Annotated in this window: 24 protein-coding genes and 1 riboswitch; of the genes, 5 read left to right on the forward strand and 19 right to left on the reverse strand. The window is 42.1% G+C overall.

Annotation, left to right across the window (positions count from 1 at the left end; translation table 11 throughout):
* Positions 1-338: 338 nt before the first annotated feature.
* Positions 339-812: a VOC family protein gene (locus NDQ71_RS07420; protein WP_283710231.1), complete on the reverse strand. Its 474-nt coding sequence runs from the start codon at positions 810-812 to the stop codon at positions 339-341.
* 183 nt (positions 813-995) lie between these two features.
* Between NDQ71_RS07420 and NDQ71_RS07425 the strand changes: the two genes are divergently transcribed.
* A complete protein-coding gene (locus NDQ71_RS07425; protein WP_192542599.1) occupies positions 996-2,876 on the forward strand; it encodes an AMP-binding protein in 1,881 nt (626 codons plus the stop codon).
* A gap of 43 nt (positions 2,877-2,919) precedes the next feature.
* On the opposite strand, the gene NDQ71_RS07430 is transcribed toward NDQ71_RS07425, so the two are convergent.
* Positions 2,920-3,618: a tRNA1(Val) (adenine(37)-N6)-methyltransferase gene (locus NDQ71_RS07430; protein WP_283710230.1), complete on the reverse strand. Its 699-nt coding sequence runs from the start codon at positions 3,616-3,618 to the stop codon at positions 2,920-2,922.
* Between the two features lie 76 nt (positions 3,619-3,694).
* On the opposite strand from NDQ71_RS07430, the gene srmB reads away from it, so the two are divergent.
* Complete coding sequence (srmB, locus tag NDQ71_RS07435) at positions 3,695-4,927, forward strand: ATP-dependent RNA helicase SrmB (protein ID WP_064666361.1); 1,233 nt, start codon at positions 3,695-3,697, stop codon at positions 4,925-4,927.
* Positions 4,928-5,282: 355 nt separating this feature from the next.
* Positions 5,283-5,606: a BON domain-containing protein gene (locus NDQ71_RS07440; RefSeq protein WP_192542597.1), complete on the forward strand. Its 324-nt coding sequence runs from the start codon at positions 5,283-5,285 to the stop codon at positions 5,604-5,606.
* A 184-nt stretch (positions 5,607-5,790) separates the two neighbouring features.
* On the opposite strand, the gene NDQ71_RS07445 is transcribed toward NDQ71_RS07440, so the two are convergent.
* From NDQ71_RS07445 to yaaA, 5 genes are all read right to left on the reverse strand, one after another.
* Entirely contained in the window at positions 5,791-7,800 is a 2,010-nt protein-coding gene (locus NDQ71_RS07445; protein WP_301562521.1) for an alpha-amylase family protein, read from the reverse strand.
* 205 nt (positions 7,801-8,005) lie between these two features.
* A complete protein-coding gene (locus NDQ71_RS07450; RefSeq protein WP_192542595.1) occupies positions 8,006-8,200 on the reverse strand; it encodes a DUF1289 domain-containing protein in 195 nt (64 codons plus the stop codon).
* Between the two features lie 101 nt (positions 8,201-8,301).
* Positions 8,302-8,781, reverse strand: a complete 480-nt coding sequence (locus NDQ71_RS07455) for a DUF2059 domain-containing protein (protein WP_192542594.1) — start codon at positions 8,779-8,781, stop codon at positions 8,302-8,304.
* A 209-nt stretch (positions 8,782-8,990) separates the two neighbouring features.
* Positions 8,991-9,905 (reverse strand): mechanosensitive ion channel family protein, encoded by a 915-nt coding sequence (locus NDQ71_RS07460; RefSeq protein WP_301562522.1) that lies wholly within the window; start codon positions 9,903-9,905, stop codon positions 8,991-8,993.
* A 109-nt stretch (positions 9,906-10,014) separates the two neighbouring features.
* Positions 10,015-10,794 carry a peroxide stress protein YaaA gene (gene yaaA / locus NDQ71_RS07465; protein ID WP_192542592.1) on the reverse strand — a complete coding sequence of 260 codons (780 nt, stop codon included), beginning with the start codon at positions 10,792-10,794 and terminating at the stop codon, positions 10,015-10,017.
* A gap of 267 nt (positions 10,795-11,061) precedes the next feature.
* Here yaaA and tal point away from each other — a divergent pair, with 267 nt between their 5' ends.
* Entirely contained in the window at positions 11,062-12,012 is a 951-nt protein-coding gene (tal, locus tag NDQ71_RS07470) for a transaldolase (protein WP_064666355.1), read from the forward strand.
* A gap of 176 nt (positions 12,013-12,188) precedes the next feature.
* Positions 12,189-12,377 (forward strand): DUF3545 family protein, encoded by a 189-nt coding sequence (locus NDQ71_RS07475; RefSeq protein ID WP_064666354.1) that lies wholly within the window; start codon positions 12,189-12,191, stop codon positions 12,375-12,377.
* A 188-nt stretch (positions 12,378-12,565) separates the two neighbouring features.
* On the opposite strand, the gene ung is transcribed toward NDQ71_RS07475, so the two are convergent.
* The 12 genes from ung to NDQ71_RS07535 all read right to left on the reverse strand — a co-directional run bounded on the left by ung (position 12,566) and on the right by NDQ71_RS07535 (position 22,466).
* Positions 12,566-13,228, reverse strand: a complete 663-nt coding sequence (ung, locus tag NDQ71_RS07480) for a uracil-DNA glycosylase (RefSeq protein ID WP_064666353.1) — start codon at positions 13,226-13,228, stop codon at positions 12,566-12,568.
* Positions 13,225-14,082 carry a cobalamin-binding protein gene (locus tag NDQ71_RS07485; RefSeq protein WP_192542591.1) on the reverse strand — a complete coding sequence of 286 codons (858 nt, stop codon included), beginning with the start codon at positions 14,080-14,082 and terminating at the stop codon, positions 13,225-13,227. The genes ung and NDQ71_RS07485 overlap by 4 nt, the downstream gene beginning before the upstream one ends.
* Positions 14,082-14,681: a cob(I)yrinic acid a,c-diamide adenosyltransferase gene (gene cobO, locus NDQ71_RS07490; protein ID WP_192542590.1), complete on the reverse strand. Its 600-nt coding sequence runs from the start codon at positions 14,679-14,681 to the stop codon at positions 14,082-14,084. The genes NDQ71_RS07485 and cobO overlap by 1 nt, the downstream gene beginning before the upstream one ends.
* Positions 14,671-16,167, reverse strand: a complete 1,497-nt coding sequence (locus NDQ71_RS07495; RefSeq protein ID WP_192542605.1) for a cobyric acid synthase — start codon at positions 16,165-16,167, stop codon at positions 14,671-14,673. Before NDQ71_RS07495 ends, cobO begins: the two co-directional genes overlap by 11 nt.
* Positions 16,167-16,694: a bifunctional adenosylcobinamide kinase/adenosylcobinamide-phosphate guanylyltransferase gene (gene cobU, locus NDQ71_RS07500; protein ID WP_192542589.1), complete on the reverse strand. Its 528-nt coding sequence runs from the start codon at positions 16,692-16,694 to the stop codon at positions 16,167-16,169. The genes NDQ71_RS07495 and cobU overlap by 1 nt, the downstream gene beginning before the upstream one ends.
* Entirely contained in the window at positions 16,691-17,491 is an 801-nt protein-coding gene (locus NDQ71_RS07505) for an adenosylcobinamide-GDP ribazoletransferase (RefSeq protein ID WP_301562523.1), read from the reverse strand. Before NDQ71_RS07505 ends, cobU begins: the two co-directional genes overlap by 4 nt.
* Entirely contained in the window at positions 17,491-18,555 is a 1,065-nt protein-coding gene (gene cobT, locus NDQ71_RS07510; RefSeq protein WP_192542587.1) for a nicotinate-nucleotide--dimethylbenzimidazole phosphoribosyltransferase, read from the reverse strand. The genes NDQ71_RS07505 and cobT overlap by 1 nt, the downstream gene beginning before the upstream one ends.
* Positions 18,556-18,559: 4 nt before the next feature.
* Positions 18,560-19,555 carry an iron ABC transporter permease gene (locus NDQ71_RS07515; protein WP_192542586.1) on the reverse strand — a complete coding sequence of 332 codons (996 nt, stop codon included), beginning with the start codon at positions 19,553-19,555 and terminating at the stop codon, positions 18,560-18,562.
* A complete protein-coding gene (locus NDQ71_RS07520) occupies positions 19,545-20,378 on the reverse strand; it encodes an ABC transporter ATP-binding protein (RefSeq protein ID WP_192542585.1) in 834 nt (277 codons plus the stop codon). The genes NDQ71_RS07515 and NDQ71_RS07520 overlap by 11 nt, the downstream gene beginning before the upstream one ends.
* Before the next feature lie 83 nt (positions 20,379-20,461).
* Positions 20,462-20,587: riboswitch (cobalamin riboswitch) on the reverse strand.
* A gap of 41 nt (positions 20,588-20,628) precedes the next feature.
* Complete coding sequence (locus tag NDQ71_RS07525; protein WP_192542584.1) at positions 20,629-21,243, reverse strand: histidine phosphatase family protein; 615 nt, start codon at positions 21,241-21,243, stop codon at positions 20,629-20,631.
* Positions 21,244-21,348: 105 nt separating this feature from the next.
* Positions 21,349-21,777: an FKBP-type peptidyl-prolyl cis-trans isomerase gene (locus NDQ71_RS07530; RefSeq protein WP_301562524.1), complete on the reverse strand. Its 429-nt coding sequence runs from the start codon at positions 21,775-21,777 to the stop codon at positions 21,349-21,351.
* Between the two features lie 155 nt (positions 21,778-21,932).
* Positions 21,933-22,466 (reverse strand): IS630 family transposase, encoded by a 534-nt coding sequence (locus tag NDQ71_RS07535; RefSeq protein ID WP_301561659.1) that lies wholly within the window; start codon positions 22,464-22,466, stop codon positions 21,933-21,935.
* Between the last annotated feature and the right edge of the window lie 13 nt (positions 22,467-22,479).

Below are 22,479 nucleotides of genomic sequence, written 5' to 3' on the forward strand. Positions count from 1 at the left end.
AGCGGCTTCCTTCAGACTATCTCTCGCGATTTAGCCCTTGCCATTCGCTAGTAGTTATCGTTTAATAACAGTATGTTATTTAAACGGTGATCTTCCTACAGAGGACTTTCACCTCATAAGTCAATGCCCATGTCGGGCGTACACAAACAAAGTCAGTCGGACAGCTAACGCTGTCGCTGCTTTGGGCGTAGAACGTTCGCCCCTTGTCTGAAGCGGACTTGCGCAAAAGTTATGTCCAACGTCCGCTAATCGCTCATAGCTGTCTGTCAGATGAAATATAAACCTATTTTAAACTGTAAGATCAGATATGAGCCCCATAATTTATGCGTGTTAATAATTTATGCGTCTTCTTCTTTGCTTATTAAATCGGCCATACGTTGACTAATTTCATCATCGTTGAGATCTTCCTTATGAGTGCCGATTGTCCAAACATGGCCGAATGGGTCTTGTAAAGTACCTGCTCGATCACCGTAAAATTGGTCGTGCACTGGGCGAACTTCTGTTGCACCTTCTGCAATTGCTTGAGCAAATACAGCATCCACATCCGCAACGTACAGCATTAAACTAACCGGTGTGCCGCCCAGCTCATCGGGGCTTTTAAAATGCACTTCGGGGCACATATCTGAAAGTATAATATGCGAATCACCAATTTTAATCTCCGCATGGGCAATACCACCATCAGGTAAAGGCATTTGCATAATAAGCTGCGCGTTAAATACCTTGCAGTAATAGTCTATTGCTTTTGCTGCACCGTTAATTATCAAGTAAGGAGTAATTGCATGATACCCCTTTGGAATTGCTGAAACTGTCATTATTGTTCTCCTAATATATAGCTGCTTTAAAAGCGTAGTATAAAGCCTGAGAATGTCAGCTAACGGCAGTAGTATTTAACCCTGTGAATATTACAGCTAACAGACTATGGTCGCATATCGGGTTTATAGAAAAGGGCTTACATTTTATAGGGTCTCTCACACATTTATACACAGGATCCTGCTATGCAAGGCAACTATCAACAACAATATCAGTCGTTTATTCACGATCCAGGCGAATTTTGGTTAACACAAGCAAAACGCATCCCTTGGTTCAAAGCCCCGCAACACGCTTACACACAAGATAATGACGGCCTTTATCATTGGTATGCAGATAGCCAGCTCAATAGCTGTTATCTGGCATTAGACCAACATGTTGCAGCTGGGTTTGGTGAGCAAACAGCGCTAATTTATGACTCCCCTGTCACAGACAGTAAGTGCACATATAGCTATTTACAACTCCAACAAGAAGTCGCTAAATTTGCCGGTGTAATGCAATCATTAGGTGTTGTAAAAGGGGATCGTGTCGTCATTTATATGCCAATGATCCCGCAGGCTGTTATTGGTATGTTGGCATGCGCTCGCTTAGGAGCGATTCATTCTGTGGTATTTGGTGGATTTGCCGCCCATGAATTAGCGGTACGCATTGATGATGCTAAACCCAAATTAATCCTCAGTGCCTCATGTGGGGTTGAGGTGAATTCAGTCATTGCTTACAAACCACTTATTGATAATGCAAAAAAGCTTGCCGAGCATAAAGTTGCGCACAGTATTATTTATCAACGCAAACATAGTACAGCAAAGCTCAATGCTACGGACATCGATTGGGAGCAGGCTATGCAAACAGCTGAACCCGCCGATGTAGTTCCCGTTGCAGGTGATCACCCGCTTTATATTCTATATACATCAGGCACAACCGGCACGCCAAAAGGCGTAATACGCGAAAACGCAGGCCATGCTGTTGCTATGCATTACAGTATGGAAACAGTCTATGGCATGCAACCTGGAGAAGTATTTTGGGCTGCGTCTGATATTGGCTGGGTGGTGGGCCATTCTTATATTGTCTATGCGCCATTAATGTTTCGATGCACCACAGTACTTTATGAAGGAAAACCCGTACGCACACCTGATGCCAGCGCATTTTGGCGAGTAGTTGAAGAGTATCAAGTAAACGCTTTATTCAGTGCGCCAACCGCTTTTAGAGCGATCAAAAAAGAAGATCCCACCGCTGAGGGCTTTAAAAAGTACGATACCACGAGTTTAAAACGATTATTTTTAGCTGGTGAGCGGTTAGATCCCGCAACCTATGCATGGTTAACCGAACACACTCAGTTACCTGTTCTTGACCATTGGTGGCAAACAGAAACAGGCTGGGCAATTGCATGCAACCCTATCGGCATTGAGCAACTAAATACAAAGCCCGGTAGTGCAACTGTCCCCACTCCAGGTTTTGATGTACAAATTCTAAATGTCGATGGCAGCCAATGTGCAGCAAACGAACAAGGCGCGGTAGTGATCAAATTGCCATTACCACCTGGGTGTTTACCAACTATTTGGCAAAACACAAAACGCTATAAAGCAGGCTATTTAAGCGAGTATCCTGGGTATTATTTAACGGGTGACGGCGGTTACTTAGATGACGACGGTTACCTGTTTATTATGGGTAGAACCGACGATGTGATCAATGTGGCAGGTCATCGGCTTTCAACCGGTGAAATGGAAGAGATTGTGGCCGCCCATCCCGCAGTAGCAGAGTGTGCTGTATTTGGCGTAAATGACTCACTCAAAGGGCAATTGCCAATGGCGATGATCGTATTAAAAAACGATTTTATTGGTAACCCCACTGACGTTGAGCAACAATTGATCCTCGCCGTTCGTAATCAAATTGGTGCTATCGCCTGTTTAAAAAATATCGTCAGTGTTGAACGTTTACCAAAAACACGCTCAGGTAAGATTTTACGTAAAAACCTCCGTCAGCTCATTGATGGGGATGAACTGCAGATCCCATCAACCATTGATGATGCCAGTATTTTTAACGAAATAAGCCAACAGTTAAACGATCGTTAATCGCATCAAAACAAGGCTGTAACCCAACGTTATAGCCTAGTAACTACATCTTTAAATAAAAATCCTTACATAGGGCAATATACTCATCGCTATATTGCCCACCTTCAGCATGAATCGTTAAACTAGTTTGCTCGCATGACTCTGCCTGATAGGCAAAACACATTAAGCTGCGACTCGGCACTTTTGCTTTCGTCGTGTTCACCAAACAATGGCGCACTAAATACAGCCCTTGTCGTTGTGCTTGAGCGATAAATAACTGCGCCTCAGGACACGGCAAAATAACGTTCAAAAAACTATTTCGATGACTCAAATTTTTAAATGCGCTGAGTAACTCACTAAAACTTAAGCTATCTGTATGACGTGCGGTATTACGGGCTAAGTCCTCCCCTTTTAAACTGGCGTTAAAATACGGTGGGTTGCTGATCAGCACATCAAATTTAATCTCACTGGTTACTTGCTGAATAGCTTTTTGCATCAACCTAATATCTGGCCATGGGCTATTAGCAAAATTTTGCTGTGCATCAGCACATGCATTGGCATCAATTTCAACGGCGCTAACGGCCATACTGGACTTACGTTGCTTGCACATTAGTGCCAACAAGCCAGTTCCCGTACCAATATCAAGCAACCGCTGTGCGGTGGCTAAGTCAGCCCATGCCCCCAGTAAAATCCCATCCGTTGAGACTTTCATCGCGCTGCGGGTTTGCGCTACTTTAAATTGTTTAAACACAAAGCCTGACATTTTTTCACCTTTTCATTCACCAACTGGCGGATAGCGCGTATAATTAACGGCAATTGTCCTCTATTTTTGACACTCTATGCAATTTTCTGATTTTGATATTGATAACAAGCTACTACAAGCCGTCGCTAAAATGGGTTATGAAACCCCTACCAGCATTCAACAACAAGCAATTCCTGAAGCGCTACAAGGGCGTGACATTTTAGCCTCTGCACCAACAGGTACTGGTAAAACAGCGGCATTTTTGATCCCAGCGATTCAATACTTACTTGATTTTCCGCGTCGTGAACCTGGTTTTGCCCGCGTGTTAATAATGACACCAACGCGCGAGTTAGCTTATCAAATTCATGAACAGTGTGAACTACTTGCCAAAGGCACTCACCTTAAAATAGGCGTAGTAACTGGCGGTATTAACTACGGTACGCACAAAGAAATTTTTGAAAAAAATAACGACATTTTAATTGCCACGCCAGGGCGATTAATGGAATACCTAGAAACCGAAAACTTCCACGCTGAAAATGTCGAAATGCTTATTTTAGACGAAGCCGACCGCATGCTAGACATGGGCTTTCGTAAAGAGATGATGCGCATTTGTGAAGAAGCTAAAAACCGTCGTCAGTGCTTTTTGTTCTCAGCCACTCTTGAAGGCGACAGTGTTGAACGTTTTGCAGAGCAAATATTAAATGACCCTGCACTGCTTGAAGCGGAGTCATCACGTAAAGAAAAAGCCAAAATTCACCAGTGGATCCATTTAGCCGATGACTATCATCATAAACTGGAGTTACTCGTTAATACCCTGAATGGCCCAGATGTTAGCAAAGCGATTGTGTTTGTAAAAACCCGTGAGCGCCTTGAAACCTTAATTGGTGAGTTAACTAACAACGGTGTTAAAGCGGCATGGCTGCGTGGTGAAATGCCGCAAGACAAGCGCATGAAAGCGATGGAAAACTTCCATTCTGGTCGTACTAAAATTTTAGTCGCAACCGATGTTGCCGCCCGTGGTATTGATGTTGCAGACATCAGCCATGTAATTAACTTTGATATGCCGCGCACCGCAGATGTGTATGTGCATCGTATTGGCCGTACTGGCCGCGCCGGTAAAAAAGGCATCGCGATTTCATTAGTGGAAGCCCACGATATTGCAATTGTTGCCAAAGTTGAGCGTTACACTGAGCAAAAGCTGAAACGTCGTGTTATCAAAGGTCTTGAGCCACAACATAAAGAAGCTAAATTACCGATCAAAAAGCTTAAAGATCCGGCTAAAATAAAAGCCCGTAAAAAAGCAAAAACGAAAGTCAAAAAGAAAAAATAACAGTAATTAACCTAAATTTTGGATAATTAACAAAGCCGAGCAACTACCTAAGCTCGGCTTTTTAGTTTTTGTGCTGCCTTATACTAATAACTTTTAAACCTTTCATACCAGCCAATTCATTGAGATACCTCTGATAAGCTTCACAACAGCCCCAATCTTAGTAATCGACTGTGACTCCGAAGCAGCAGATTACATAGCACCTTACTTTTTTACCCAGTGGAATGTAAAAAATTCTCAGCTGCATGTTTTTATAAAATTAATAACTTTTAATTTCAATAAGTTGTTATTGGAACAGTTTTTGAGAGAGTAGGATTACTATTTACTAAGCAAATACAATAAACGTTGTGAGGGAAACATGAACCGCTTTAAATTAACCATATCTTTGGTATCACTTTGCTGTGTATTTTTACTCGCCTGTGCAACACAAGTCAGTGCAGCCACCAGCACAATTATGATCAGTAGCGTTTCCCCTCAACCAACGCTACAGCAAACACTTGTTAATAAACTGCGCAGCAATCCAAACCTCAACTTATCACAACTGCAAGTCCACGTTGATGGCAACAAAGTAGCCTTATACGGCCAAGCAGAAACCGGCTTTGAACGCGCGTTGGCACAAAAGTTTTTAGAAAATACTCAAGGTGTGGCAATTATTGAAAATAAAATGCAGATAAGGGATTAGGAAATTAGGTTAGAGGCGCTAGGCTAAAGATTGTAGAATTAAAGCACTAAAGCAACTGATTTACTAATAGTTCAACTAAGGTGTATTAAAACACAAAAAAAGCTAATCTCCAGAACATGACTTACAAAGTGAAACCCAGCTAAACACATGATTATGATTTAGCTGGGGTGTTCCTGTAATAAAATTAGAAGTTGCGTATTTCTACAGTTGAATTACTAAACTCGAACTTATTAATTTTGCCGCATTGCGCCAGATGATTAGTAGTGGCGTAAGGAGCGTTTTCTTGAGTTATATCCCCTTCCCAACCTTGGCCATTTTTAATAAAGGCTTTTACTTCAAACCAGCCATTAACCGCTTTGCTGCAATCCATATCAACATCGAGCAGCCAATAATGCTCTCCCCAAATATTTAGCGGTGTAACACCAAAGCCATCGTTAGCAACGGTTTTTTCTGCTCCCCAAGCTGCGGGCCAAATATTAGTGGTCCAATCGGTTGCCGTGCCTTGCGCTTCACTACTTTGGCCACTTTCAACACCGTACCAATCTAGGTAGTTGTCGTTTGCTTTCCAAGGACTGGTAGTGGCATTTTTTAAATTATTGTGGCGAATTGGCATCGCACATTCAAAATTACTTGTTTGGCAGTTACGCCCAAGGTTTGTGTTTGCATAAACATGGTCAATCCCGCCGCGGATAAACATATCTTGGCCACTTTGCGTTTGTGCGCTAATGAATACCACAGTGCGCTGCCAATCACTCTTAGGATTGGGGGGGGTGATTGTGGTTAACTTGGCATTTTTATGAATAGCCATTGCATCCCACGCTGCTACATTTAAGTTAATAGTGCCATTTGCATTAACCGTTATAACTTCACCAGTACAACTTGTTGCATCATTCGCTAATTCTCCCTTTAACACATTGCAGTACTGCCCTGGAGCCATATCTGTTTGTACTGTAGCATTAAGTGTTGAATCTTCTTTATTAATTGCAACATGGCCTGAACTTCCTCGACCAAACGCAATTTGGTTATGTGTATTATCCCACCAATTGGTTGTTGCCCAGTTATCTGTCGTGTTATTTCTAAAATCTACGCCACCGGCAATGTATGACCAACGATGTTCACATTGCCAATTACTTGCAAAGCATTCTAAGTTCCCATTGTTATGCACTGGCACGCTAGGGCCACCGGCATCTGTATCACCATGAAAGTCATAACTAGACATTACTTTTGGATAACCATACGGGTAAGCCAACATAAATACATTTGCTAAGTCGTACAAACGGCCATCGGCAAAGGTAACTACATTGCCAGCGCCACCATGACCACGTTGATTATCGTGATTATCTACAAATACCACAGCTGATGCACTTGGCATAAATCCCCAGCCTTCACCAAAATTACTTAACCATGCAAGCGAGCCATTTCTAAAGGTATTGCCAAGCTCTGTGCTGTATTTAAACTCAGTGACTAAACCAGTGGCTAAGTATTCTGAAGCTGTTACTGCTTCGCCACCTTGATCTATCACTTCTTGAAACACTACTGGCGAACCATTTATTTTCGCCATTAAACTTTGAATATCGCTGGCAGCAACGTGTTTAGCTGCATCAAACCGAAATCCCTTAACACCAATGGCTTGTAATTCATTAATGTAAGCCGCTAATGTGTTTTGAACATACGTTGCAGCTGTGTCTAAGTCGGCCAAGCCGACTAGCTCACAGTTTTGTACTCGGTAACGATCGTTTCCATAATCAGAGTCATTAATAGTGCAACTAGCATGAAAGTCTTGTGGGCTATAAATTGGGTATTGTTTATTACCATAGGTATTACCAGCGGTGCCTGTTCCACTGCCTGCCGCCATATGATTGATCAAGGTATCTACATAAATATCAACGCCAGCGGCATCACAACGATTAACCATATCAATAAACTGCTCACGGCTACCGCCTCGGCTTTGTAACAGGTAACTGACAGGTTGATAACGCGTCCACCATTGACTGCCAATGATATGCTCATTGGGTGGTGAGACCTGAACCGCGGCATAGCCTTTAGGTCCTAGGTATTGTTCACATTCTAGGGCGACATCTTGCCAATTCCATTCAAATAAATGGACGAATGTGGTGGGTGCTGCATTTGCAATCGATGCAGTACTTAGGCCAACGCTTAGCCCTATCGTGGTTGCTATTTTTTTAATTTTCATTGTGTTTCCTTATGTTATCATTTAGGTGCTTTTACATTTACAAGCGATTAACAATAGAATAGTTCTAACAGAATAAAAATTGAATACGTATGCAATCAAAATACAATTGATTACGTTATGAGAGTAAGTGGTGCTGCTTAAATCGTGCTAATTAGATTGAAGTTTGGAATCGCTTTTTCAGACTCAAAGATGTTCTACGCAGTGGTTATTTTTGCTTAGCGCTTTTGCGAATTTGGCATTCATTAAGGATCTGCTGTTTTTGCTCTAAAGTAGCACTATGCCACGCTAAAATGTCAGCGAGTGTTCTAAAGCAACCAAGACATATATCATTATTATCTAAACAGCAGTGGCGAATACATGGATTTTCGGGCTGTTCAGTACCCTGTGTTTGACTAGCCATTACTAAAGCCTGCTTTATTATCACTTACTAGACACTAGCGTGTGTTTGAAGCTGTGTCTAATAAGTGCTTAAAAAGCAGCCGCAATCACGACGGTAGTTTCTTACTTACCTTGATGCTTTGCTAAGAAAGGTTGTAGCCTTTCAAGCAGTAGAGCTTGTTTTAACTGACCTTCTTGCATACCAAGTTGTGCACCGATCTGCATTAGTTGCGGTGATTTAGCGAGAAATTTTTGCCCTGTAGGTGTTTCATAAAATGCGATTAACTCATTAATTTCTTTATCAGTAAAACTTTCTGAGTACACTGCAACCAATTTAGTTAAAATTGCTTGTTGGTCAAAGTCGTATTTAAACCAATCTCGATAAATATTTTTCAGCTCCTCTTTCGCCGCATCATCCAATTGTAACTGTGATGCCATTTGCTCAATGACTGGCAACATGGCTTCAAAACCGCCAGTCATCTGCTTATCCATGCCCATTACTGCAAACATTCTTTCAACTGAGCTTATTTGCTGCTCTTTTGCATAACTGGTGTTGGTTAATATTAATAATGATAGCGTGCACGTTGCGATGAGCTTTTTCATCGTAATTTCCTTATAGATTAATAAACGAGAATTTAGCAATCTTACCCTATTAGTGCTAACTGTCTTTAAAAAGTTGCAGTTAATTATCCATAAAGTTATTAAAGCCTTCATGATTATCTAACACCGTTATGTAAATCAGACCTATCAGCAGGTAACTTTTACCTGCTGATAGTTCACCACAGTTCAGGTTAGTTATTAAATAAAGCAGTCTATTGCTCTGTCTGCTGTTGTTTATCACTGATCATCGCATCGAGTTTTTCACCGCCTTTAATAGCAAAGTCAAGCGTGCGAATTGGGAATGGAATGCTAATATCAGCGTCATTAAGCGCCTGCTTAACGGCCACGATTGCTTTATGGCGGACCGTCATATAATCCGCCTCACCGGGGTATTTGATCCAAAACCACACCAGCAAATTGACACTGCTGTCGCCAAAACTGTCGGCATAAACGGCCGTTTCCTCTTGTTTAATGACAAAATCAAATTCATTAATTTTTTTAACGATCACTTCGGCTGCCTGCTCTGGATCATCTGCGTATGAAATTCCTACTGGCACTTCAATACGGCGCACACCTAAGGTGCTGTAATTACGTAATACATTGCGAAACAGTATTTTGTTAGGCACTAAAATTAATTGTCCATAGAAGTTCTCAACCAGCGTATTACGCAAATTTATTGACTTAACAGTACCAAATACATCATCGGTTTTAATCACATCGCCGGTTTTAAAAGGCTTGCGAATACCCATGGCAATACCTGCTATAAGGTTTTCGGTCATATCCTGAAAGGCAAAACCAATCGCTAGCCCCACAATACCGGCACCTGCAAGCAGTGAGGTTACTGTGCCTTTTAGCCCCATAAAATCGAGTGCGATAAATAAACCCACACACAGTATCAGCACCTTAAATATTGAGGCCATTAAATCAGCGATTTGTTTGGAATCCAAAGAGCGGCGCAATAAATTACGCATCATCGAACCTAAAAAACACGCTAGGATGGAAAATACAATGGCAATCATCACTGCCACAATGAAGTTAGGGATATGGCTTATGACAACATCAAACCAACCACCGAGTTTTTCTTCTATTAATTTTTCAGCTTCACTGATAGAAGGTATTTTTAACATTATTAAACCCTGATTGTTCTACATATAGGATCAGGTTCGTGCAAAATCAGCGCCAAAACTAAAAAGCCATGCAATGCATGGCTTTTTAAGCGTTTAATGCTGGTAGAAATTAGTTTTGCTCATCACGCAAAAATACCGGCTCAAGCTCTTTTTGGCTTGCTTCACTGCTATAGTAGTAACCATCAACAGTAAACTTTTTTAAATCGCTTAATTGGGTAACTTTATTCTCAATAATGTAGCGAGCCATCAAGCCGCGGGCTTTTTTCGCGTAAAAGCTGATAATTTTATATTGACCATTTTTGCAGTCTTTAAAGTGCGGAGTAATGATTTGCGCGTTTAAGGTTTTTTTATCAACCGCTTTAAAATATTCGTTTGACGCTAGGTTAACTAAATATTTGCTATCTTGCTCTGCAAGTACAGTATTAAGTTTGTCTGCAATAATACTGCCCCAAAACTCATACAGGTTTTTACCACGACTATTATCGAGCTTTGTGCCCATTTCTAAGCGATACGCTTGCATTAAATCTAGTGGTTTTAATAACCCATACAAACCTGACAAAATACGTAAGTGGCTTTGTGCATAATCAAGTTGCCCAGCAGTTAAGCTGTTGGCATCTAAACCGCCATATACATCGCCATTAAAGGCCATCACAGCTTGTTTAGCGTTATCTGTTGTAAACGGCTGCGACCATTCACTAAAGCGCGCAGCATTAAGGCCTGCAAGCTTATCGCTAATTTTCATTAAACTGCTAATTTGTGCTGGTGTTAACTCGCGACATACAGCCATTAACTCTTCGCTGTGTTCAAGTAACTCAGGTTGCGTGAATTTATCGGTACTTGCTTGGCTCTCGTAATCTAAATTTTTTGCAGGTGAAATAACAGTGATCATAGTTAGCTATTGACTTGGAAATTATTTAATGTCAATTTCAACATTAAATGGAACGAAAAGCACGTTTTGTTTATATCAATCTGCCAGCATTGATTGGTATGATACCTACCTTATTCGCATCGCAGATTAAGCAATGCACCTTCGTTCTTTACTGATACGGACATAAGACCTATAAAGCACTGTCACAGTGCTGCAGTATAAGGTAGTTACAGTATAAGGTAGTTACAGTAGATTTTTCTTTTAACTTGCTTGGAATGAGGAAAGCAAATGACTTCAGCTCTACAAAGGCTCAAACAACATTCATCTATCGTGGCTGACACTGGTGATATTGAAGCGATTAAAAAACACCAACCGGAAGATGCAACAACTAACCCTTCATTGCTCTTAAAAGCCAGCGAAATTGAAGCCTACAAGCCATATTTAGATAAAGCGTGGAGTTACGCTAAAGAAACCGAGCAAGACCCTGCTAAGCAATTAGAATTGGCCTGTGATTACTTTGCGGTATTACTAGGTAAAGAGATAAGCGAGATTGTACCTGGCTATATTTCTACCGAAGTTGATGCACGTTTATCGTTTGATACACAAGCAACAATCAATAAAGCCCATACCTTGTTAAGCCTGTACGAGAAAGAAGGCGTAAGCAAAGATAAAATCTTAATCAAGGTTGCTTCAACATGGGAAGGTATTAAAGCTGCTGAGCAACTAGAAAAAGAAGGCACTAAATGTAACTTAACCTTGCTATTTAGTGATGCCCAAGCCCGTGCTTGTGCCGATGCTAACGTATTTTTAATCTCACCATTTGTTGGCCGTATTTTAGATTGGCACGTAGCCAACGGTATGGAAAAACCAACCGATCCATTACAAGATCCTGGTGTGCAATCTGTACGCAGTATTTTTGAATTTTACAAACGCCATGATTATAAAACCGTGGTTATGGGCGCAAGCTTCCGAAATACCGGTGAAATCATTGCCTTAACTGGTTGTGACAAGCTAACGATCAGCCCTAACCTTTTAGAAGACTTAGGCAACCTTGAAGGTGCGCAAGAATACTTACTTGAAAGTGATATTGCTAAAGAGCCAAAACCAGCTCCTTTAACTGAAGCACAGTTCCGCTGGTTGCACAATCAAGACGCTATGGCGACTGAAAAACTAGCCGAAGGTATTCGCTCATTTGCTGATGCCCAAGAACAACTAGAAGCACGCTTTAAAGCAATGTAATCGCTTTCATTGATTAAATTAAACGCCGTTTTTACGGCGTTTTTTTATGCCAAAAAATAATCCCAATTCATTAATTTATCACTTATCTGTAACATAACCGTCACTTTTTTATTCTATTTTAGTTTGGCCTGTGGTATAGGTATTTCCGAGGTTCAAAAATTCAATAGGAGAAGTTCATGGATAGCCTAGACGATATTTTAGAAATATTAGAAGGTCCTGATACAACAAGAAAGACCTCTCAAAAGAATAAAAAGAGAAAATGGCGCGAAATCGAAGCTTTAAAAGATAAGCATCGTTTACGTAAAGAACTACAGGAATTAGATTTTTTTGCAGACAATATTGCGATTGATGAATTAGATTTTTAATTTACACAGCGCAGTAAAACTAACCAACTAAAAGGCCCTTACTTAGCTGTAAGGGCCTTTGTTTTTTATTAAATGAGCTACATTTTTCGCAGGCTCACCTACATGCATTGAATTACAATTTGTGTAGCAGCGATTTTACATCGCGACAAAGCCTCAAATCTGCGCGGGATAAACCCCGCCTACGATTGTTAAACTTGCCAATCAATCGCACTCTTACCTTGCTGCGTTAGTAGCTGATTAGTTTTGGAAAAGTGCTGACAACCAAAAAAGCCACGATGCGCAGACAGCGGCGACGGGTGTGGGCCATTTAAAACATGATGCCTTGAGCTATCAATACCTTTACCTTTCTTTTGTGCGTGCGCCCCCCATAAAATAAACACCACACCTTCACAGTGTTGATTAATATGGGCAATCACCTGATCAGTAAACTGCTCCCAACCTAAGTGCTTGTGTGAATGTGCTTGGCCTTGCTCAACAGTCAGCACTGTATTGAGTAAGAATACGCCCTGCTCTGCCCAGCGTTGTAAGTAACCATGCTCAGGGATACTAAAGCCTGCAATATCTGTAGCCAGCTCTTTATAAATATTCTTTAATGACGGCGGTAGTTTAGCGACTTCTGGCAATACTGAAAAACACAAACCATGCGCTTGCCCTTCGCCGTGATAAGGGTCTTGCCCGAGGATCACTACTTTTATGTTCTCCAGCGGTGTTGCTTCAAATGCGCTAAACACCTGCGATTGTGCTGGATATACAGCAATACCCTGACTACGCTTTTGCGTAACTGTATCAAGCGTCTGCTGCATATAAGGTTTTGCACATTCGATGTTTAAAAAGTCTTGCCAATTGCTCATTGTGGCTCCTTAATTACGGCGCGCGAAGCATCAATTTTCATGCACATATCATCAAGCCCATCCAGCATTCGCATAGTAAAACGATGTAATAAATCGGCATTTACATGCAAAAATTGGCTATTTTTTACCGCTGGCACTTCAGGCCATGGCGACCAATCAATCACCGCTTGTTGCTGCTGTGATTTTTCATCTGGTAATATTATTACTTCTGGCTTGGCTACTACCACATTTTCAATGCTGATCTGCGGGTAATCCGTGCGGCTGTTTGCAAATACATTACGCCCTTGGCAAATATCAATTAATTGATTGATCCAAGTATTTTTCCCTACCGTCATCATCGGCTCTGGCCACAATTGATAAAACACCGCAACAGTGCTCTTGTCGCTATATTTGGCTTTAATGACTGCAATTTTATTTTCAAATTTAATCGCCGCTTGCTCAGCCGCTTGCTCTCGCCCTGTGAGTGTACCTAAACGGCGCAGTTCAGTTGGCACTTTATTTACATCACTGGCATCACTGTATGAAATCTCAATACCAAAGTCTTCTATACGGGCTAAATCTTCCGCTTTGCTGCCAGTTTTCCAAGCTAACACTAAGTCTGGTTTAAGTGCTAATAGCTTCTCAAGCTGGATACCTTGATGACCACCAATACGGACAATATCGTTTGCAGCATCAGGAAAATCAGCATATTCAACAGTGCCAACGATTTGCTCCCCTGCACCGATGGTATAGAGGTTTTCAACAATATGTGGAGCAAGTGCAACGATCCTTAATTGCTGTTTTTTAGGATCAGCCACGAGCTTAAAGCAGCACAAAGCCAGCGATAAAACGAGTATAAACCTAAACTTAACCATTAGTAGTCAAACCCTATTTGCGCTTTAACGCCCGCATCAAACGCATGCTTAACATTACGTACTTCACTTACGGTATCAGCTAAATCAGTTAACTTACGGTGTGCACCGCGCCCTGTTACAATCACAGACTGCATTGGCGGACGATTAGCAATAACATCTAGCGCTTCGTCTAAATCTATATACCCGTAGGTGATCATGTAAGTTATTTCATCTAGTAATACTAAGTTAATTGATTCATCAGCTAGCATGCGTTTCGCTTCTTGCCACGTCGTTTGAGCAGCGGCAGTATCTGATTCTTTATTTTGTGTCTCCCAGGTAAAACCTGTGTTCATAATTGCAAATTCAACGCCTGCGCCTTGCAAGATGTTGCGCTCCCCACAAGGCCAAGTTCCTTTAATAAACTGGCATACAGCGGCTTTCATACCATGGCCTACACAGCGAGTTACCGTACCAAAGCCAGAGGTTGATTTACCTTTACCATTACCGGTGATAACCTGAAAAACCCCCTTTTCAGTTTGTGCAGCAACGATACGTTCATCCACTTTATCTTTTACTTTTTGTTGGCGTTGTTGGTGTTTATCGTTATTTTTATCGCTCATGTTTAACTCCTTCCCAGTTCTGGTAAATTTGTGTGATTTTGTCTAGATCTAAATGTTCTTTACACATTGTTGCTAGCCGTGTTAATTGCTGTTCGCGGTGCGTGTCGATATCGATTAATTGACTAATCCCACTATTTGGCAATACCCAATCGAGTATCAATTGCGTGGCTGCGCTGCTATCAAACAAGCCATGTAAGTAAGTACCTGCTATACAATTATCTTTTGATATAAAACCGTCTTGCGCAACATTATTAGGATGTTGCGTAAATTTTAAAAATGGCTGTTCCAATGCGGGGCCTTGGCTGCTACCGGCATGAATTTCATAACCGCTCACTTTGGCTTGCTGGCCCTGTAAAGTGATCACTCCCTCGGCTTGGGTTAGTACTTTTTGCTGCCCGAGATGAGTAACAAGATCAGCAAAACCTAAGCCTTTACATTGAGTTTGCTTGGATTCAACTCCATCAGGGTCAAAAATATCGGTTCCCAGCATTTGCAACCCACCACAAATACCGAGTAGTTTACCGCCGTAACGTAGGTGGCGCTTAATTTGTTCACCCCAGCCTTCATTGTTTAAAAAGGTCAAATCACTGATCACATTTTTGCTACCAGGGATAATAATAAGATCAACATCTGGAATTGCTTGGGTATGGCGTACGTAATTAGTATCAATGTGTGGGTTTAATCGCAGTGCATCAAAATCAGTATGATTACTAATATGTGGCAACAGTAAAATGGCTATTTTAATTTTCGCTTGGCTGACTTGGTTATCTATCGCGACCGCATCTTCGGCATCTAGGGCGAGATCATGCAAATAAGGTAATACACCTAATACAGGTTTACCGGTGTACTCTTCAAGCCAATCAAGGCCACCTTGCAATAAGCCTATATCGCCACGAAAACGATTGATCACAAAGCCTTTTACTAGTGCTTGTTCTGACTCGCTTAACAATGCAAGAGTACCGACCAAATGCGCAAACACGCCACCTTTGTCGATATCGGCAATAATAATAACAGGGCAATCAACCGCTTCAGCGTAACCCATGTTGGCAATATCACCGGCACGCAGATTGATTTCAGCGGGACTGCCCGCCCCTTCAACCACTAACAACTCAAACTCTTCACTTAAACGCTGCTGTGAAGTAAGCACCGCATCCATCGCAACTTTTTTATAATCGTGATAGGCCTGCGCTTCCATATTGCTAATTGCTTTACCATGAATAATTACTTGCGCGCCAGTATCACTGTTTGGTTTGAGTAAAATAGGGTTAAAATCAACCCGTGACGCTACTTTAGCGGCAATTGCTTGTAATGCTTGCGCACGACCAATCTCGCCGCCATCTTCGGTTACAGCGCTATTTAAAGCCATATTTTGTGGTTTGAATGGCGCAACTTTAATGCCTTGCTCGACAAACACCCGACATAGCGCCGCCACTAAGGTGCTTTTACCGGCGTCTGATGTTGTGCCCTGCACCATTAATGTTTTCATCATGATTGCTCTTTTAATGTTAAGGCAAGACCTGCCATTATAAATTCAACACGCTCTGCGTTAGCTGCAATGGCTTGATGCAACCAACCCGATTCATCCACAAACTCACGACTTAATTCACCAAGCGGCACAATACCGTGCCCGACTTCATTGCTGACAAAAATAACTTGCCCAGGTAAGTGTTCAAGGGCCGCTAACAGCGCTGCTTTTTGCTCATTCCAGCAGTCAGCTCTGGCATGGCATAAACAGTTACTGAGCCACAAGGTTAAGCAATCAACTAAAATACAGTTGTCTTTAGTACTGTATGTTTGTAGCGCATCGGCTAATGTTATTGGCTCTTCAACCAACGGCCAATCGGTGGGGCGCTGTTGTTGATGATGGGCAATACGTGCTTGCATTTCACTATCATGGGCTTGCCCTGTGGCGAGGTAAATAACCGCTTTATTACTATTTAGCGCTAACTGCTCGGCAAAACGGCTTTTACCACTGCGCGCGCCGCCTAAAATAAGTGTGTGGTTAAGGCTCATAATAGACTCACTAAGGTAAGGTAAATAATCACTTCACTGAGCTGTTGCGCCGCACCTAAACAATCGCCAGTGTAGCCAGCTAACTGCTGCTTAAACCAGCGGATCATGATTACTCTGAGGATCAGTAATACTGCGATAAGAATGAATGCGGTTTGCCATAACAATACGCCAACGGCAATCAGGCTAACCAGCAAAGTAGCGGCGGTTAAAAGTAACGTGGCCAAACTGGTGACCGATAAATGCATCGCTAGCGGTTTTACTTTTGCGCTAGCATCCGCACTTACATAATCCATACTGAATATTAAGCTGGTCGCGACGGCACGGCTTAGGCATTGCCCAATCACAATTGCACTCAGCACACTTAACAATGACTCACTTAGCAATAGTAAGCTCTGAAATTTCACTAGCAGTATGATAAATAATGCTGCCGCACCATAGGTGCCAAGACGACTGTCTTTCATAATGGCAAGCTTCTGCTCTACCTGCCAACCACCGCCGAAACCATCCCATACATCCGCCCAACCATCTTCGTGGAAAGCACCGGTTAATAATAACCCCACAGCCATCATTAATAATACACTAATTGAAGGAGGTAATAACAGCTGAAAAATACTATATAGCAGTGCTAATAGTACGCCAAGTAATAACCCTACTAAGGCAAAGTAGCGGCTTGCTTGATTTAAATGAGCGCCCGTTACTGTAAAGTTTAGTGGCACTGGTACACGGGTTAAAAAACTAATTGCTAGTAACAGCAGCTGCCCTTGCGTTACCGTGTTTTGCACAGAGCTTGGCTGCATCAACTTACAACCTGCTCAACACCGGCATCAGCAAAGCTGGCCATCTGATTATAAAAACCAAGTGCTGCTTGCAATAATGGCAGGCTCAACGCAGCGCCAGTACCTTCACCTAAGCGTAAATCAAGTTGTAGCAGTGGCGTAACATTTAGCGCGTCTAACATCAGTCGATGCCCCTGCTCGTTTGAGCAATGCGCAAAAATTAAATAATCTTTCACGGCTGGGTTAATCGCGATAGCAACCATAGCGGCGGCGCTACAAATAAAGCCATCAACGACTACAGCCATGCCCTGCTCAGCGGCAGCAAGCATAGCACCGGTAATATGTACAATTTCAAAACCACCTAACGCTGCAAGTAAAGTGATAGCATCGGCAAATTGTGATTTATGTAATGCCAGCGCCAGCTCTACGACCGTTATTTTGCGCTTAACAATATCATCGCTCACACCAGTACCTTTGCCTACACACTGCTGTGCTGGTAAATTAAGCATGGCTGCCATAAGTGCTGCAGCACTGGTGGTGTTACCTATGCCCATTTCGCCAAAGGCAATGGTATTACAGCCATTATGGCTAAGCTGCTGTATAAGCTGCTTAGCGTTATCAAAACCTTGCTGAACCTGCATAGTATTCATCGCCATCTCAGTATTTAATGGCTTAGTGATGCTACCTAAACGGCAGTTGTGCACACTCGGTGCTGTGACTGGATGCAAAATGCCACAATCAACCACTTCTAATTGCCAGCCAAGTTGTTGGCAAAATACATTAATAGCGGCACCACCGCTGACAAAATTAGCAACCATTTGTGAAGTTACATCACTTGGCGCTATCGATACACCTTGTGCTGCCACACCATGATCCCCTGCAAAAACCAACAAAGTAGGCTTAGTGATACTAGGAGTAAATGTTTTAAAGGCGTCTTCGTCAGCCACGTTTTGGCTAAATAAAGTAACCAATTGTTTGGCACATTGCTCCAATTTCCCTAGTGCGCCAAGGGGTTTGGTTTTATGATTAATCTTATCCACAATTAGGTTGCTATATTGATTGGTGACTGTAGGTATATTAAACATCTGACTAACTCTCTCGCTTGCGAAAATAAAGTAACGATAAAAAGAACACGCTGCCGATTGCAGAAGTGATCACCCCAATAGGTAACTCTTGATTCGCTAACAAAATACGCGATAACACATCGACCCATACCATAAATGTGCCGCCAACGAGTGCAGTCATCATTAAGCCACTAGGCGTACCTTGAGAGACAAAAAAGCGCACAATATGCGGGATCATCAAACCAACAAAGCCAATGCCGCCACACATGGCTACCAATACTGCGGTGATCAATGAGCTGAGTATCAGCATTAACAGTCGAAACCGTTGCACTGGGATACCGAGCGTCACGGCACTTTCATCACCTAGTAACATGGCATTGAGTTGACGGCGAAAGCCCATCATTACAGCTGTACAACTTAAAATCACTAAAGCAGGTAGCCAGAGCGTTGCCCACTGAGCGCGAGCAAAGCTGCCGAGCGTCCAAAATAAAATAGCCGTGATCGCTTGTGGATCACTAAAATACAACAGCAAACTGGTAAACGCGCTAAATAAAAAGGATAAAGCGACCCCTGCCAAGAGCATGGTTTCAACTTGCCCGCGCCCAGTACGTCCGGCAATAAAAACCAGTAATAGCATAGTAACTAAGCTGCCAACAAAAGCGGCCGCAGACATAGTAATCCCAGCACTTACGCCTGTGATTGTAATAAAACACACCACCCCAAATGATGCACCTGATGAGATGCCGAATAAATAAGGGTCAGCTAAGGGGTTGCGGGTGACGGTTTGCAAAATTAACCCCGCAATTGCTAAACCCGAACCAGCTAAAAAAGCGAGTAACGTGCGTGGCATGCGTAATTGCCAGATGATCCGTTCAATAAACGAGTCATGTCCTTGGCCACTAATACTGTGGTATACATCAATAAACTTACTCGGCGCAGCCCCAAAGCTCAACGCCACAAAAATACTCACAACAGCTATTATCAGCGCCGCAATAACTGCTAAAGTGTGCTTACTTGCCATTATTCACTCCCGCCTGATAACCATAAAAATAGGTAATACGCGGAATCGCTTTCTGTAATTGCTGGCTTTGCGGGTGCTGCGATACTTCAGCGCAGACACCAAATACATCGCTGAGCATTTTTTCTGTGATCACTTGCTCTGGCGTACCTGATGCTACTAACTGGCCTTGTTTGAGTACCAACAGTTGATCACACATACTTGCGGCAAGGTTAAGATCATGAAACGACGCCAAAATGGTCAGATTAAGTGACTTGGCAAGTTCCATTAATTGGATTTGATACTTGATATCTAAATGGCTGGTTGGCTCATCCATTATTAATAACTTAGGGCCTTGAACAATTGACCGTGCAATTAATGCCCGCTGTTTTTCGCCCCCTGAGAGTGAATCAAAATTTTGTGTTAAGTGATGGCTTAAACCCACTTGCTCTATCGCTTGTAAAACAACTTGCTGATCTGCTTTTGTGGTAGCACTAAATAAACTTTTGTGTGGCGTAAGGCCAAGACTGACAACATCATACACTGACAAATTAAATTGCGAAGGTGTCTCTTGCAGTACAACGGCAACTTGCTTGGCATAATCATCTGCGCTCAATTGCCAAATATTACGCCCAGCAAATTGCACCTCACCACTTTGTGGTTTGCTATAACGATATAGGCAACGCAACAAACTTGATTTTCCAGCACCATTAGGGCCAAGCAGACCTATAAATTGTCCTGCTTTTATCGCAAAATCGATATCTTGCAAAATGGCAGTACTGTCTACAGACCAGGATAAGTTAGTGACTTTTAGTAAAGGAGGCGCTGTTGCGTCAGGTGTATGCAATGTGTTGTTCTCTCTCGCGATAGCAAACCCACAGCACTACAAACCATGATGTTCATGGTGATAATAGAAGAGTTAACCCGCTCATTGATTCAAATTAACGTATTTTGTATCTGACTTATCACTCATGTGACTTACAGTTGCGGGTACAGTTGAGGACTTTCACCTCATTCCAAAATACATAAGGCCCTATTATGGGCAGGTGAGTAAATATTTCAATGAATATCTTTCTAGACGGCTACAATAGGGGTGATTAGAATACAATTTTTGGCCACGAGACAGCATTTTCATCAATAAAAATATCAATACAAACCAGTTTGCCATAGCCGATAGAAAATATATCTTGCTGCTGAGACTGTTTAGGCAACTGGCAAATTATAGCCAGCAGCTGCTTGATCACTCCTGCATGTGTTATCACCAACTGCGCTTGAGTCTCAGTTTTAGCAATATCAACTAATAGGGTTTGCCACCATGTCGCAACACGTTCATGGAAATCAGCCATAGACTCTCCACTGGGTGGAGTTACATGCCATGGGTCTTGCCAAAAATCACCAATACTTGGGCTATGTGTTTGTTGCCATAAATATTCATATTTACAACCATCCCAGTCGCCAAAGTTAAACTCTCTGATTTGCTCCGTTAGGATAAGTGGAATTTGTTGGCGATTGGCAAGCTCTGTAGCAAATACGCTGCAACGCTTCAGTGTAGAGCTAATAATGCGCTCAATATTCACAAGTTCAGCACAGGCAATATTTAGCTGCTCGACTCCAATATCGCTTAAAGCAAAGTCGGTATGTCCAGCCAACACTCCCTGCTCGGCAAGCTCTCCATGGCGCAATAAATAAACACGGCTAGAGAATGGTTTCATAATATCCTTTACATGAGTAGTAATTATCCGGGGATGTAATTAACCTGAACGCTTGATAATCAATCGATGAGTAAATGCTCAATCACAGATCTAATTAAGTAATTATTAGGCTAAACGTATCAAACGAACATCAAAATGCAGCACCGCATTAGCCCCAATTTTACCACCATTACCTTTACGGCCCCAGGCCAGTTCAGCTGGAATAACAAATTCATAACGAGATCCTACCGACATAAGTAGAATGCCTTGTCGTAACCCTTCAATTGCCTCAGCTAATGCAAACACTTCAGGCATGCCTGCTTTATAACTGTCTGCAATCACACTTCCATCTGCCAGCATAATACGTTGATTGATAACAACTGTATCTAGGTCAGTTACCCGTTCGCCTGACACTTCATCAATAACCTTATACATTAAACCTGAATCACATAGTTGAGTATCAGGGTGAGCACTAAACTTAGCAATAAAACTTTCACTGTTTTTACGATTGAGCCCTGAAGAGCCTTTTGATTTGGTTGTTTTTTTACGTGTCACGAAACACCTTTTATTTGTATGATAAATATAGAGACTTTATCGCATATATTCGGCTCACAAGGCAAGTATACAGAAGGGTAAAGTTATACCATTTTGATTTAATTCATGATCTATTTAAACTAGGAGAGTTTCTTTCATAATACCAATACTATTTATTAAGTGATCAAATTTGTCCATGCTCTAAAGCACATATGCTTAACGTTAGTAATATTTGAACGAAACACATTCCACGCTCTACTTACTTGCTCCACAATGTCGTCATAATCTGAAAAAGTACGATTAGATAACTCTCTGTTTCGCATCCATGCCCATACTTGCTCAACCGGATTAAGTTCTGGTGAATAAGGAGGCAACGGTATCACCGACACATTTTTAATCCCTTCACCAACATTACCCATATGCCAGCTTGCGCGATCAACAATAACCACTGCGTGCCGTCCACATGGCGTAGCATCTGAAATGAGTTGTAAGTGTTGTTTCATTATATCCTTACTCAAATAAGGGGCTATAATCGCCTCTGTTTGCCCTGTTGCGGGGCATACTGCACCAAAAATATGAGTGGATAGAAATTGCTGTTGCTTCACAACACGTGGCCTAGTGCCTTTTTTAGCCCAAATTTTTGAGGTGGTATTTTGTTGCCCAAATCGCGCTTCATCTTGAAACCACACATCCACTCTATCAAGCGCCACGTGGCCTGGAATT

Source organism: Pseudoalteromonas sp. KG3 (assembly GCF_030436385.1).
Taxonomy (GTDB): domain Bacteria; phylum Pseudomonadota; class Gammaproteobacteria; order Enterobacterales; family Alteromonadaceae; genus Pseudoalteromonas; species Pseudoalteromonas prydzensis.

What these genes read in the sequence shown, in the direction of transcription:
- NDQ71_RS07420 (WP_283710231.1), bottom strand. Translation starts at nt 812, where the DNA reads ATGACAGTTTCAGCAATTCCAAAGGGGTATCATGCAATTACTCCTTAC.
- NDQ71_RS07425 (WP_192542599.1), top strand. Translation starts at nt 996, where the DNA reads ATGCAAGGCAACTATCAACAACAATATCAGTCGTTTATTCACGATCCA.
- NDQ71_RS07430 (WP_283710230.1), bottom strand. Translation starts at nt 3,618, where the DNA reads ATGTCAGGCTTTGTGTTTAAACAATTTAAAGTAGCGCAAACCCGCAGC.
- srmB (WP_064666361.1), top strand. Translation starts at nt 3,695, where the DNA reads ATGCAATTTTCTGATTTTGATATTGATAACAAGCTACTACAAGCCGTC.
- NDQ71_RS07440 (WP_192542597.1), top strand. Translation starts at nt 5,283, where the DNA reads ATGAACCGCTTTAAATTAACCATATCTTTGGTATCACTTTGCTGTGTA.
- NDQ71_RS07445 (WP_301562521.1), bottom strand. Translation starts at nt 7,800, where the DNA reads ATGAAAATTAAAAAAATAGCAACCACGATAGGGCTAAGCGTTGGCCTA.
- NDQ71_RS07450 (WP_192542595.1), bottom strand. Translation starts at nt 8,200, where the DNA reads ATGGCTAGTCAAACACAGGGTACTGAACAGCCCGAAAATCCATGTATT.
- NDQ71_RS07455 (WP_192542594.1), bottom strand. Translation starts at nt 8,781, where the DNA reads ATGAAAAAGCTCATCGCAACGTGCACGCTATCATTATTAATATTAACC.
- NDQ71_RS07460 (WP_301562522.1), bottom strand. Translation starts at nt 9,905, where the DNA reads ATGTTAAAAATACCTTCTATCAGTGAAGCTGAAAAATTAATAGAAGAA.
- yaaA (WP_192542592.1), bottom strand. Translation starts at nt 10,794, where the DNA reads ATGATCACTGTTATTTCACCTGCAAAAAATTTAGATTACGAGAGCCAA.
- tal (WP_064666355.1), top strand. Translation starts at nt 11,062, where the DNA reads ATGACTTCAGCTCTACAAAGGCTCAAACAACATTCATCTATCGTGGCT.
- NDQ71_RS07475 (WP_064666354.1), top strand. Translation starts at nt 12,189, where the DNA reads ATGGATAGCCTAGACGATATTTTAGAAATATTAGAAGGTCCTGATACA.
- ung (WP_064666353.1), bottom strand. Translation starts at nt 13,228, where the DNA reads ATGAGCAATTGGCAAGACTTTTTAAACATCGAATGTGCAAAACCTTAT.
- NDQ71_RS07485 (WP_192542591.1), bottom strand. Translation starts at nt 14,082, where the DNA reads ATGGTTAAGTTTAGGTTTATACTCGTTTTATCGCTGGCTTTGTGCTGC.
- cobO (WP_192542590.1), bottom strand. Translation starts at nt 14,681, where the DNA reads ATGAGCGATAAAAATAACGATAAACACCAACAACGCCAACAAAAAGTA.
- NDQ71_RS07495 (WP_192542605.1), bottom strand. Translation starts at nt 16,167, where the DNA reads ATGAAAACATTAATGGTGCAGGGCACAACATCAGACGCCGGTAAAAGC.
- cobU (WP_192542589.1), bottom strand. Translation starts at nt 16,694, where the DNA reads ATGAGCCTTAACCACACACTTATTTTAGGCGGCGCGCGCAGTGGTAAA.
- NDQ71_RS07505 (WP_301562523.1), bottom strand. Translation starts at nt 17,491, where the DNA reads ATGCAGCCAAGCTCTGTGCAAAACACGGTAACGCAAGGGCAGCTGCTG.
- cobT (WP_192542587.1), bottom strand. Translation starts at nt 18,555, where the DNA reads ATGTTTAATATACCTACAGTCACCAATCAATATAGCAACCTAATTGTG.
- NDQ71_RS07515 (WP_192542586.1), bottom strand. Translation starts at nt 19,555, where the DNA reads ATGGCAAGTAAGCACACTTTAGCAGTTATTGCGGCGCTGATAATAGCT.
- NDQ71_RS07525 (WP_192542584.1), bottom strand. Translation starts at nt 21,243, where the DNA reads ATGAAACCATTCTCTAGCCGTGTTTATTTATTGCGCCATGGAGAGCTT.